This is a genomic window from Zoogloea sp. 1C4 (genome assembly GCF_009469605.1).
GTDB classification, from domain to species: Bacteria; Pseudomonadota; Gammaproteobacteria; order Burkholderiales; family Rhodocyclaceae; genus Zoogloea; species Zoogloea oryzae.
The window spans coordinates 378,946-391,302 of sequence record NZ_SSXU01000001.1 but is presented as its reverse complement, the minus strand read 5'-3'; the positions used below and the strand labels follow the sequence as shown (position 1 = coordinate 391,302).

Annotated in this window: 8 protein-coding genes; all 8 read left to right on the top strand. The window is 69.3% G+C overall.

Going from position 1 to position 12,357, the window contains the following annotated elements:
• Positions 1–8: 8 nt before the first annotated feature.
• The 8 genes from GH681_RS01795 (at position 9) to GH681_RS01760 (ending at position 12,334) form a co-directional block, all read left to right on the top strand.
• Positions 9–1,289: an acetyl-CoA C-acetyltransferase gene (locus tag GH681_RS01795; protein ID WP_153159740.1), complete on the top strand. Its 1,281-nt coding sequence runs from the start codon at positions 9–11 to the stop codon at positions 1,287–1,289.
• Positions 1,289–3,220, top strand: a complete 1,932-nt coding sequence (locus tag GH681_RS01790) for a 3-hydroxyacyl-CoA dehydrogenase NAD-binding domain-containing protein (RefSeq protein WP_153159739.1) — start codon at positions 1,289–1,291, stop codon at positions 3,218–3,220. Before GH681_RS01795 ends, GH681_RS01790 begins: the two co-directional genes overlap by 1 nt.
• A 21-nt stretch (positions 3,221–3,241) precedes the next feature.
• Complete coding sequence (locus tag GH681_RS01785; protein ID WP_153159738.1) at positions 3,242–3,649, top strand: acyl-CoA thioesterase; 408 nt, start codon at positions 3,242–3,244, stop codon at positions 3,647–3,649.
• 119 nt (positions 3,650–3,768) lie between these two features.
• Positions 3,769–5,061 carry an OmpP1/FadL family transporter gene (locus GH681_RS01780; protein WP_153159737.1) on the top strand — a complete coding sequence of 431 codons (1,293 nt, stop codon included), beginning with the start codon at positions 3,769–3,771 and terminating at the stop codon, positions 5,059–5,061.
• Between the two features lie 57 nt (positions 5,062–5,118).
• Positions 5,119–5,793 (top strand): TetR/AcrR family transcriptional regulator, encoded by a 675-nt coding sequence (locus tag GH681_RS01775; RefSeq protein ID WP_153159736.1) that lies wholly within the window; start codon positions 5,119–5,121, stop codon positions 5,791–5,793.
• Positions 5,794–5,919: 126 nt separating this feature from the next.
• Complete coding sequence (locus GH681_RS01770) at positions 5,920–8,301, top strand: 3-hydroxyacyl-CoA dehydrogenase/enoyl-CoA hydratase family protein (protein WP_153159735.1); 2,382 nt, start codon at positions 5,920–5,922, stop codon at positions 8,299–8,301.
• Between the two features lie 141 nt (positions 8,302–8,442).
• Entirely contained in the window at positions 8,443–9,636 is a 1,194-nt protein-coding gene (locus tag GH681_RS01765) for an acetyl-CoA C-acyltransferase (RefSeq protein ID WP_153159734.1), read from the top strand.
• A gap of 49 nt (positions 9,637–9,685) precedes the next feature.
• Complete coding sequence (locus GH681_RS01760) at positions 9,686–12,334, top strand: LuxR C-terminal-related transcriptional regulator (RefSeq protein WP_153159733.1); 2,649 nt, start codon at positions 9,686–9,688, stop codon at positions 12,332–12,334.
• Positions 12,335–12,357 lie beyond the last annotated feature (23 nt).

Genomic DNA, 12,357 nt, shown 5'->3' with positions numbered 1-12,357 from the left:
GCTCCGCCATGAACCAGCCGATCTACATCATCGACGGGGCGCGCACCCCATTCCTGAAGGCCCGCAACGCGCCGGGGCCGTTTGCGGCGTCGGATCTGGCCACGGCCGCCGGCAGCGCGCTGCTCGCCCGCCAGCGCTTTGCGCCGGACCAGCTGGACGAGGTGATCCTCGGCTGCGCCGCGCCGTCGCCCGACGAGGTGAATATCGGCCGCGTGGTGGCCCTGCGCATGGGCTGCGGCATCGAAGTACCGGGCTGGACGGTGATGCGCAACTGCGCGTCGGGCATGCAGGCCATCGATTCGGCGATCGCCAACATCGAGCGGGGGCGCTCGCAGCTGGTGCTGGCGGGCGGCGTGGATGCGCTCTCGCGGGCGCCGCTGCTGTATTCCGACCCGATGGTGCGCTGGTTCGCCGGTTGGATGGGCGCCCGCAGCCTGGGCGAGAAGCTGGCGATGATCCGGCGTTTCAAGCTGGGCTATCTGGCGCCGGTGATCGGCATCATGAAGGGCCTCACCGACCCCATCGTTGGCCAGCTGATGGGCCAGACCGCCGAGAACCTGGCCTTCGAGTTCGGCATCACCCGCGACGACATGGACGCCTTTGCGGTCGAGAGCCACCGCCGCGTGGCCGCCGCCCAGGACGCCGGGCATTTTGGCGAGATCGTGCCGCTCATCGACAAGGACGGCACGGTGTACGGCGCCGACGACGGCCTGCGCCGGGACGCGTCGATGGCCGGCCTCGCCAAGCTCAAGCCCTTCTTCGACAAGAAGTACGGCCGGGTCACGCCCGCCAACAGCTCGCAGATCACCGACGGCGCGGCGTGGTTGATCCTCGCCTCCGAAGACGCCGTGCAGCGTCACGGGCTCGAACCCATCGGCCGCATCGTCGACACCGAATGGGCCGGGCTGGAGCCCGAGCGCATGGGCCTCGGCCCGGTGCATGCTGCCTCGCCGATCCTGCTGCGCAACGGCCTCGAGCGTGACGACATCGACCTGTGGGAGATCAACGAAGCCTTCGCCGCCCAGGTGATCGCCTGCCTGCGAGCATGGCAGAACGACGACTACTGTCGCACGCGCCTGGGCCTCCCCGGCGCGCTGGGCGCCATCGACCCGGCGAAGCTCAACGTGGATGGTGGTGCCGTGGCGCTGGGCCATCCGGTGGGGGCGAGCGGGGCGCGCATCGTGCTGCATCTGCTCCACGCACTGCGGCGCACCGGCGGCAAGCGGGGGATCGCCAGCATCTGCATCGGCGGTGGTCTGGGTGGCGCAATGCTGGTGGAGGCCCTGTGATGAATCTGACGCACTGGAAACTGGAACGGGACGCCGACGGCATCGCCTGGGCGACCCTCGACGTGGCCGACTCGACCACCAACACCCTCGGCGCGGCGGTGATGACCGAGCTGGGGCTGCTCCTCGACGAGCTCGACCGCCAGCCGCCCACCGCGCTGGTGATCCGCTCGGGCAAGGCGGCGGGCTTCATCGCCGGGGCCAACATCGAGGAATTCACCGCCATTGATTCCGCCGCTGCAGCGCGGGTGCTGGTGGAGCGGGGCTGGAACCTCTTCAACCGCCTCGCCGCCGTGGCTTACCCCACGCTGGCGCTGGTGCGCGGGCATTGCATGGGCGGCGGCTTCGAGCTGGCGCTGGCCTGCCGTTACCGCATCGCGGTGGACGAGCCCGGCACCCGCATGGCGCTGCCCGAGGTGATGCTGGGCATCTACCCGGCCTGGGGCGGCATGCTGCGCCTGCCGCAGTTGATCGGCCCGGCTGCCGCGCTGGATCTGATGCTCACCGGCAAGGGCGTGGATGCCCGCAAGGCGAAGCGCCTGGGCCTTGCCGACGAGGCCGTGCCCGCCCGGGTGATGGACAACGCCGCGCGGATGCTGGTGCTATCCGGCCGCGAGCCGCGCCGGCTGCCCTTCATGCAGAAGCTGATGAACGGCCCGCTGTCCGGCATTGTGGCCGGTAAGGCCCGCAAGCAGGTGGCCACCAAGGCGCGCCCGGAGCACTACCCTGCGCCCTACGCCATCATCGACATCTGGGCCAATCACGGTGGCAACGCGCTGGCGGTGCCGGCCAGTTCGCCCTCGTCGCTGGAGGCGATCTTCCGCTCGCCCACCGCCAAGAACCTGATCCGTGTTTTCTTCTTGCAGGAGCGCATGAAGGGCTTTGGCAAGGGCTCGGATTTCTCGCCCAAGCGCGTCCACGTGGTGGGCGCCGGCGTGATGGGCGGCGACATCGCCACAGAATGCGCGCTCCGCGGCATGATCGTGACCTTGCAGGACCAGTCCGTCGAACGCATCGCCCCGGCCATTGCCCGCGCCGGCAAGCGCATCGAACGCAAGTTCCGCGGCAAGTCGCGGGAGGCGCGCTTTGCGCTGGATCGGCTGATCCCCGACCCGGCCGGCGCCGGCGTGGCCCAGGCCGATCTCATCATCGAGGCGATCTTCGAGAACCTCGACGCGAAGCGCGCCCTGTTTGCCGACATCGAGAAGCGCGCCCGGCCCGACGCGGTGCTGGCCTCCAATACATCGAGCCTGCGCATCGCCGACATCGCCACCGCGCTTGCCGACCCGAGCCGGCTGGTGGGCATCCACTTCTTCAACCCGGTGGCGGTGCTGCCGCTCGTCGAGGTGGTGAAGAGCGCGGTGTCCGCCGACGAACCCTTCCGAAAGGCGGCGGCCTTCGTGCGCAAGCTCGACAAGCTGCCCCTGCCGGTGCAGGACGAGCCGGGCTTCCTGGTCAACGCAGTGCTCGGGCCCTACATGTATGAGGCGCTGCGCTGTGTGGACGAGGGCATCGCCCCCGAAACCATCGACGCCGCGCTGGTGGCCTACGGCATGCCGATGGGGCCGGTGGAGCTGATGGACACCGTCGGCCTCGACATCGCGGTGGCGGCGGGCAAGACGCTGGCTGGCGCGAATGCGGTGCTGCCTAAGGCGCTGGCCGATCGCGTGGCCGCCGGCCAACTCGGCAAGAAGAGCGGGCAGGGCTTTTACGCGTGGGTCGATGGCAGGGCGAAGAAGGGCACCGCCAGCGCGCCGCCGGCCGGGCTCGCCGAGCGGATTGCTGCACCGCTGCTGGCTGCGGCCCGTCGCTGCGTTGAAAAAGGCGTGGTCGAGGATGCCGATCTGGCCGACGCCGGCGTTATATTCGGGACCGGCTTTCCGCCTTTTACCGGCGGGCCGATGAATCTGTCCCGCGCCGGCACGGCCGGCTGAACCAATCCGAGGAGCCACCCCATGTGCAATCAACCCACCCAGCTTCCGCCAGACCAGATGCCGGTCCTGCGCGTGATGCCGATGCCGGCCGATCTCAACCCGTCGGGCGATGTGTTCGGCGGCTGGATCATGGCCCAGGTGGATATCGCCGGCGCCGTGCCTGCGATCAAGCGGGCCCGCGGCCGGGTGGCCACCATCGCGGTCAATTCCTTCCTGTTCAAGCAGCCGGTGTCGGTGGGCGACATCGTCAGCTTCTACGCTGAAGTCATCAAGGTGGGCAAAAGCTCGATCACCGTCGATGTGGCGGTGTACGCCGAGCGCAACCCGGAGCACCCCATTGTCGTGAAGGTGACCGAAGCCGTGCTCACCTACGTGGCAGTGGACAAGAACGGCCAGAAGCGGGAAATTCCGCCTGAAACGAACGTCTGACCCAGCACTGACATCACCCTTGCCGCGAATCCCCAGCGGATTCGCCCAACCAGAAACGCCCGGGACGTCGCGCAGCCCGAGGCTTGCACACAACGACAGCGCCCACGTGAGGAGACACCATGAAGATGAAAACCATCGCCCGCCTGATCCCCCTGGTTGCCGCCGGTCTTGCCAGTGGCCAGGCAGCCGCCGCCGGCTTCCAGCTGCTCGAGCAGAACGCCAGCGGTATCGGCAATTCGTATGCGGGCTCGGCGGCCGTGGCCGAGAACGCCAGCACGATCTTCTTCAACCCGGCCGGCATGACCCAGCTGAAGGATCGCGAGATTTCGGTCGGCATGTCGGCCGTGCGCCCGACCTTCAAGTTCAGTGACAGAGGGTCGTCGAGCCTTGGCGCGTTCGCTTCGGCAGGTGAGGGCAACGATGCCGGCAGCTGGGCCTTCATCCCCAACGCCTACATGTCGTGGGCGCTGACCAAGAACCTCTACGCCGGCCTCGGCATCGGCGCGCCGTTCGGGCAGGTCACCGAGTACAACGATCCCTGGGTGGGGGCGGCGCAGGCGATCAAGTTCGACATCAAGACGATGAACCTCAATCCCAGCCTGGCTTACCGGATCAACGACAAGATCTCGGTGGGTGGCGGCCTCAACTACCAGAAGATGAAGGTGGAGTACATCCGTCGGGCGGCTGTGGGCCCCGTCACGCCCCTGAACGTCGCGGGAACCTCCGCCACTCTGTCGGCCGACAACGATGCCTGGGGCTGGAACGTGGGCGCCCTGTTCACCCTCAGCCCGACGACCAAGGTCGGCGTGTCCTACCGTTCGTCGATCAAGCACGACCTGAAGGGTGACCTGTCCGTCAGCGGCCCGGCCGCCGGGGCCAGCGCGGCCCTCACCACCGGCGCGGCGAAGGCCGACGTCGAACTGCCCGAAACCTTCATCCTGAGCGTGACGCAGCACCTCAACGAGAAGTGGGAGATGCTCGGCGATGTCTCCTGGACGGGCTGGAGCAGCATCCCGAAGGTCGACATCGTGCGCACCGCCGGGGCCCTCAACGGCGTGACGGTGCAGACCCTCGACACCAAGTTCCGCGACACCTGGCGCTTCGCCCTCGGCGCCAACTACCGCCTGAACGAGCAGGTCAAGCTGAAGTTCGGCGTGGCCTACGACCAGACTCCGGTGCAGAGCGACCAGCATCGCCTCGTCTCCCTGCCCGACAGCAACCGCACCTGGCTTTCGACCGGCGCCCAGATCAAGGTTGCGAAGGATTCGCTGGTCGATCTGGGTGCGGCCTACCTGCGCGTGGGTGAATCCCACATCGACAACGACCAGGCCGCCCTCGGTCGTGGCCGCGTGGCCGGTGTGTACGACGCCCGCGTGTGGATTCTCGGCGCCCAGTACTCGATGGCCTTCTGATCTGCCGTACCAACCCGGCGCCGGTATCTCCGGCGCCGGTCTTCATCTGGCCCCTTCATGCCGCGCATTGAATCCGCCCCAGACGCCAAGACCCGCATCCTCGACGCCGCCGAGCGGCTGTTCATGGAAAACGGCTACGCCGCCACCTCGATCCGCATGATCACCGGCGCCGCCGGGGTGCCCGTGGCGCTGGTCAATTACCACTTCGGCACCAAACAGGGGCTGATGGAGGCGGTGTACCAGCGGGCCCTGGGTAGCCGCGGCGGCAGCCGGGTGAGCTATCTCGACAAGCTCGAGCTGGACGCCGCCGGCAAGCCGATCGCTGTCGACGTGCTGGTGGATGCCTTCCTGTCGTCGGCCCTGCGCCTCACCCGCAAGGACAGCATCTCGGGCGAGGTCTTCAAGCAACTGATCGGCCGCGCCTTCTACGAGCCCGGCCCGGGCACCGAGGCCTTCTTTCCGGCTGAATACCGGGAGGCGGTGGATCGCTACCGCCAGGCCTTCATGCGCACGCTGCCCCACCTCTCCCAGGACGACGTGGTGTGGCGCATGTACTTCTTCGTCGGCATCGTCGCCTACGCGATGGCCGGAAAGGATGTGATGCGGATGACCGAAACCTATTCCCTCGCCGATGCCGGTAATCCTGAAGGCATCATGGCCCGCCTGCGACCCTTTGTGGTGGCGGGTTTTCTTGCCCCGGAAGGCTCGCTGCCGACTGCCGTCGGCATCTGATTTTTTTCTGACTGTTGCATCTAAATTCATGATTGCGCTAAGATTTGAACAGTTGTTCAAATAATTCGCGGGATTCCTGAACCATAAAGCCGGCTCACCCATGGGCCGCATCTGAAGGAGGAGCAAGTGAGCAGACTCATCATTCGCAAGGTGGCCGTGCTGGGTGCCGGCGTCATGGGGGCGCAGATTGCCGCCCACTGCGCCAACGCCAGCGTGCCGGTCATCCTTTTCGACCTGCCGAAGGAAGGCGACCCCAACGCCATCGCCAAGAAGGCCGTGGACGGGCTCAAGAAGCTCGATCCGGCGCCCCTCGCCACCCGCGACCGGGCCCAGTTCATCGACGTGGCCAACTACGGTTCGGATCTGGAAAAGCTGCGCGACTGTGACCTCATCATCGAGGCCATCGCCGAGAAGATGGAATGGAAGCTCGACCTCTACGCCAAGGTTGCCCCGTTCATCCGCCCGGACGCGATCTTCGCCTCCAACACCTCGGGCCTGTCGATCAACGCGCTGGCCGAGGGCATGCCGGAAGCCGCCCGCAGCCGCTTCTGCGGCATCCACTTCTTCAACCCGCCGCGCTACATGGCGCTGGTCGAGCTGATCGCCACCCGCAGCACCGACCCCGCCACCCTCGATGCCCTCGAAGCCTGGCTGACCACCCGCCTGGGCAAGAGCATCGTCCGCGCCAAGGACACCCCCAACTTCGTCGCCAACCGCGTGGGCGTGTTCTCGATCCTGGCGGTGATGCACCACACCGCGCGCATGGGCCTGGGCTTCGACGAAGTGGATGCGCTGACCGGCCCGATCATCGGCCGTCCCAAGAGCGCCACCTACCGTACCGCCGACGTGGTGGGCCTCGATACGCTGGCCCACGTCATCGGCACCATGGACGCGACCCTTGCCGACGACCCGTGGCACGCCTACTTCAAGTCGCCCGAATGGCTGGCCGGCCTGATTGCCAAGGGCGCCCTCGGTCAGAAGACCAAGGGCGGCATCTTCCGCAAGGAAGGCAAGGTCATCAACGTGCTCGATCTGGCCAGCGGCGGCTATCGCCCCAGCGCCGGCGAGGTTGCGCCGGAAGTGCTCGCCATCCTCAAGAACCGCAACCCAGCCGAGAAGTTCGCCCAGCTGCGCGCAAGCAGCCACCCGCAGGCCCAGTTCCTGTGGGCGATCTTCCGCGACGTGTTCCATTACTGCGCCTGCCAGCTTGGCGCCATCGCCGACAACGCCCGCGACGTGGATTTCGCCATGCGCTGGGGCTTCGGCTGGCAGCAGGGCCCGTTCGAGACCTGGCAGGCTGCCGGCTGGCAGACCATCGCCAACGCCATCAAGAACGACATCGAATCCGGTGCGGCGATGACCAATGCGCCGCTGCCCGCCTGGGTGTTCGACGGCCGCCAGGGCGTGCATGCGCCGGACGGTTCGTGGAGCGCGTTTGATGCCGCCCTCAAGCCCCGTTCGACCCTGCCCGTCTATCAGCGCCAGCTCTTCCCCGAGCGTGTGCTGGGCGAGGCTGCGCCGGATGCCGGCGTCACCCTGTGGGAGAACGACGGCGTGCGTCTGTGGAACCTCCCGGCCAAGGACGCCCGCATCGGCATCATCTCCTTCAAGTCAAAGATGCACGCGGTGGGCGACGAGGTGCTGGACGGTGTACTCGAAGCCATCGCCCGCGCCGAGCGCGATCTGGACGGCCTGGTGATCTGGCACGAGGCGCCGTTTGCGGTGGGCGCCAACCTGGCGCAGGTCGTCGAAGCCTGCAAGGCCGGCCAGTTCGACCGTCTCGAAAAGACGGTCGCCAAGTTCCAGCAGGCCTCGATGGCCCTCAAGCATTCCGCGGTGCCCACCGTGGCGGCGGTGCAGGGCATGGCGCTGGGCGGCGGCTGTGAGTTCGTGATGCACGCCACCCATCGCGTGATGGCGCTGGAGAGCTACGTGGGCCTCGTCGAGGCCGGCGTCGGCCTGATCCCGGCGGGCGGCGGCTGCAAGGAGTTCGCGCTGCGTGCGGCCGGCCTCGCCAGCCGGGCGGCGGGCGGCGACGTGTTCCCCTTCATCCAGAACATGTTCCAGACCATCGCCATGGCCAACGTCTCCAAGAGCGCCCTGCAGGCGGTGGAGCTGGGCTTCGCGAAGGAGTCCGACGACATCCTCTTCAACGCCAACGAGCTGCTCCATGTGGCCCTGGCCCGGGCCCGGGCGATCGCCGAATCCGGCTACCAGCCGCCGCTCGTCCAGCGCGCCGTGCAGGTGGCTGGCCGTAACGGCATCGCCACCTGCGAGATGATGCTCATCAACATGAAGGAGGGCGGCTTCATCTCCGAGTGGGACTACCGCGTCGCCCGTGCGGCGGCCACCGCCCTGTGCGGTGGCGAGGTGGAGACCAACGCGAAGGTGTCGGAGCAATGGATTCTCGACGTGGAGCGCGCGCTCTTCGTGGATCTGCTCAAGACCGAAAAGACCCAGCAGCGCATCGTGCACATGCTGGAAACCGGCAAGCCGCTGCGCAATTGATTGATTGCAGTGAGGAGTAAGGAGAAAGGAGTTAGGAGGCCTTGTTTGTGCCCTGTGCGCTGGCGATTGTCAGCGCAGTCAGGTAGCGCCGGCCTCGCCGCTCCTTACTCCCTGCGCCTCACTGCCCCAAAGGAGAATTCGATGAAACAGATCCAGGAAGCCTACATCGTTGCCGCCACCCGCACGCCGGTGGCCAAGCGCAACGGGATGTTCCGCAACGTGCGTCCGGACGACATGCTGGCCCACGTGCTGTCGGCGGTTGTCGCCAAGGTGCCGGGGCTCGACGCCACCGAGATCGGCGATGTGGTGGTCGGCTGCGCCATGCCGGAAGCCGAGCAGGGCATGAACGTGGCGCGCATCGGCGTGCTGCTCGCCGGCCTGCCCAACACCGTGCCGGGCATCACCATCAACCGCTTCTGCTCGTCCGGCCTGCAGGCCGTGGCCGACGCCGCCGCGCGCATCCGCCTGGGCGAAGCCGACGTGATGATCGCCGCCGGTACCGAGAGCATGACCGTGATGCCCCAGATCATGGGCAACAAGATCTCCCTCAACCCGGCCATCTTCGCCAAGGACGAAAACCTCGGCATCGCCTTCGGCATGGGTCTCACCGCCGAGAAGGTCGCCCAGCAGTGGGGCATCGACCGTGCCGCCCAGGATGCCTTCGCGGTTCAGTCCAACCAGCGCGCTGCCGCGGCCATCGCCGCCGGTGCCTTCCGTGACGAGATCACGCCCTACACCGTGCGCACCCACGTGCCGGGCGAGGGCGGCACCGTCCGCGTCACCGAGCGCATCTGCGACACCGACGAAGGCCCGCGGGGCGACGCCACCGTCGAGAGCCTCGGCAAGCTCAAGCCGGTGTTCGCGGCGCGTGGTTCGGTGACGGCCGGCAACAGCTCCCAGATGTCCGACGGCGCCGGTGCGGTGCTGCTGATGTCCGAGGCTGCGGTGAAGCGTTACGGCGTCAAGCCCATCGCGCGCTTCTGCAGCTACTCGGTGGCCGGTGTGCCGCCGGAGATCATGGGCATCGGTCCGGTCGAGGCGATCCCCCGCGCCCTCAAGGCGGCCGGCATCCAGCAATCCGATCTCGACTGGATCGAGCTGAACGAAGCCTTCGCGGCCCAGGCCCTGGCGGTGATGAAGCAGCTCGACATGGATCAGTCCAGGATCAACCCCCAGGGCGGCGCCATCGCCCTCGGCCACCCGCTGGGCGCCACCGGGGTGATCCGTGCTGCCACGCTGATGAGCGCCTTCCAGCGCACCTCGGCCCGCTACGGCATGATCTCCATGTGCATCGGCACCGGCATGGGCGCCGCCGGCATCTTCGAGAAGGTGTGACCCGCCTCGTCCCCGGCCGTGGGATCGCGGCCGGGGCGTCTGTTTTCAGATGACCTCGCTTCCGGCAGACCGGGCCGACCCGCGCCCGTCCCTGCTGATCCAGACCAAGCTACGCCCGCCGGCCCCGTCGGCGGGCGTGCTGCTTCGTCCACGCCTGGTGGATGCCCTCTGCGCGCCCGGTCAGCCGCCGGTGCTGCGGGTGTGCGCCTCGCCCGGCGCCGGCAAGACGACCCTGCTCGCCCAGCTGCGCGAGCGCCTCGGAGGCCTGGGCTGGCTGGTGGGCTGGCTCAGCCTCGACCGGGAGGATGACGATTCCGGACTGTTTTTCCCTTATCTCGTTGCGGCCCTGGGGGGCGAAGACGGTGTGGCCCGCGAGGCTGCCCGGCTGCTCGCGCGGGATGCGCTGGCCTCGCCCCGCGCGGTGCTGGCGGCCCTCATCAACGGGCTGGCCCGCTCGCCGGTGCCGGTGGCGCTGATCCTCGACGACGCCGACGCGCTCACCACGCCGCCGCTCCTCGCCGCCCTGCAGACCCTCGTCCGCTACGCGCCGCCGGCCTTCCGGCTGATCCTCGCCGGGCGTGGCGCGCCGGCCTTGCCCTTCGCCACCCTGGCGGCGCGGGGGCAGCTGACGAGCATCGGCGAGCCCGAGCTGCGCTTTGCCGCCGACGAGGCGCGGCACTACTTCGAAGGCTTTGGCGGCCCACTGGCCGAATCCGCCGTGGCCGACGCCGTGTGGCGCACCACCGAGGGCTGGGCCGCCGGCATGTACCTCGTCGCCTTGTCGGTGCGCGGCGCCGACGACGCCGACGCGCTGATGGCCGGCATCCGCCGCCGGGCGGGGGAGGGCGTGGGGGCTTATCTCGCCGAGAACGTGCTCGCCGGGCTCGACCCGGCCCGGGTGGATTTCCTCCTCGCCGCCGGCCCGCTCGACCGCTTCTGCCCGGACCTGTGCGCCGCGGTGAGCGGCCAGCCCGATGCCCGCCGCCTGCTGGACGAGCTCGCCGGCCAGAACCTCTTCGTGAAGCGCCTGGACGACGGCTGGTTCCGCTTCCACGCGTTGTTTGCCGATTACCTGAAGGCGCGCCTTGGCCGGGACGACCCGGCGCGCCTGCGCCACATCCAGCTTGCCGCCGCCCGCTGGTGCGCCGACGCCGGCCTGTGGCAGGAGGCGGTGCGCTACGCCCTGGCCGGCGGTGACGCGCCCCGCGCCGCCGCCTGGGCCGAGGCCTGCGCGATGGGGCTGGTGCAGGCCGGCGACATCCGCACCGTCACCGGCTGGCTGGCCCTGCTGCCGCCGGCGCTACTGGCCGGCAGCCTGCGCCTGCGGCTGGCCCACGCCTGGGCGCTGGCCTTCGGGCTGCGACTGGGCGAGGCCCGCGACACCCTGAGCGGCATCGAGGCCGACGTGGCCAGCGGACGCCTGCCGGCCCAGGCCGAGCCGGGCGAGGTGGCCGCGGTGAAGGGCCTGATCGCGGGCCTGTCCGACGAGAGCGAGGCCGCGATGGCCTTCGGCCGGCAGGCGCTCGACGCCGCCGCCCGGGCCGATTCGTGGGTCGCCCAGATGGCGCGCAGCGTGATCCTGTTCGGGCTGCACACGGCGTCACGCTTTGGCGAAGCGACCGAGCTGGCGGCCCGCTCGGCGCCCTTCGAGGCGGGCGGCTGCCCGCTCTTCGGCATGGTGTATCGGCTCAGCATGTCCGGGCTGGGCCACGGCATTGCCGGTCGGCTGGGCGAGGCGGCGGCGCTGCTGCGGGAAGCCCTGGCCCGGGCGGTGGCCGAATCCGGTCCTCAGTCGGCGGTGGCCGCGCTGCCCGTCGGCTATCTGGCCGAGATCCTCTACGAGCGGGGCGACCTGCAGGCGCTGGCCGACGTGATGGGCGGCCGCGTCGAAGTGGTGGCCGAGACCTGCCCGCTGGGATCATGTGCACGCTACGCGGTGAGCGCGGCCCGGCTGGCCCTGCTGCGGGGCGACCGGGCCGCCGCGCTGGCCCGGCTCGACGCCGCCGACCAGCTGGGCGAGGCCCGCCGCTGGCTGCGCATGCGGGCGCTGATGCTGGCCGAAGCGGCGCGCATCCTGTGGCGGGGTGGCGACGTTGACGCGCTGCGTCGGCGAGTCGATGCGCTGCGTCCGCTGATGCCGGCCCGGCCGCCCCGGCAGGTGAGCAGCCTGATGGAAACCTGGCTTGCCTGGCGCGAGGCACTGACCGTGCTGGCCCTGGCGGAGGGGCGGGCTGCCGACGCGGTGACGGCGCTCGACGCGCTGGTGACGGCCTCTGCCGACGCAGGCTTTCACTACCGGGCCCTGCAGCGGCGCATCCTGCTGGCCGAAGCCCTGGCGCTGGCCGGCCAGCGCCCCCGGGCGGTGGCGGGGGTGGCGGCGTTGCTGCCCTTTGCCGAGCAGGCCGGGATGGTGCGCAGCTTTGCCGATGCCGGCCCGCTGGTCGAGGCGCTGCTGGCCGAGGTCCGGTCCGGGACCGGCGCCGAGCCCCCCGAACGGCTGTCGGCCCGGGAGCGGGACATCCTGCAGCTCGTCACCCAGGGCCTGTCCAACAAGGCCATCGCCCGCGCCGCCCAGGTGACGCCCGAAACGGTGAAGTGGCACCTCAGCAACATCTACGCAAAGCTCGGCGCGCGCAGCCGGACCGAGGCCATCCTGCGCGCCGGGCAGGCCGGCCTGCTGCGTCCGCCGGCGGGCTGACGCCCCGCCAGCCCCCCTTTCGG

Coding starts and splice junctions, on each gene's coding strand:
- GH681_RS01780 (WP_153159737.1), top strand. CDS start 3,769: ATGAAGATGAAAACCATCGCCCGCCTGATCCCCCTGGTTGCCGCCGGT.
- GH681_RS01760 (WP_153159733.1), top strand. CDS start 9,686: ATGACCTCGCTTCCGGCAGACCGGGCCGACCCGCGCCCGTCCCTGCTG.
- GH681_RS01765 (WP_153159734.1), top strand. CDS start 8,443: ATGAAACAGATCCAGGAAGCCTACATCGTTGCCGCCACCCGCACGCCG.
- GH681_RS01790 (WP_153159739.1), top strand. CDS start 1,289: ATGAATCTGACGCACTGGAAACTGGAACGGGACGCCGACGGCATCGCC.
- GH681_RS01785 (WP_153159738.1), top strand. CDS start 3,242: ATGTGCAATCAACCCACCCAGCTTCCGCCAGACCAGATGCCGGTCCTG.
- GH681_RS01775 (WP_153159736.1), top strand. CDS start 5,119: ATGCCGCGCATTGAATCCGCCCCAGACGCCAAGACCCGCATCCTCGAC.
- GH681_RS01795 (WP_153159740.1), top strand. CDS start 9: ATGAACCAGCCGATCTACATCATCGACGGGGCGCGCACCCCATTCCTG.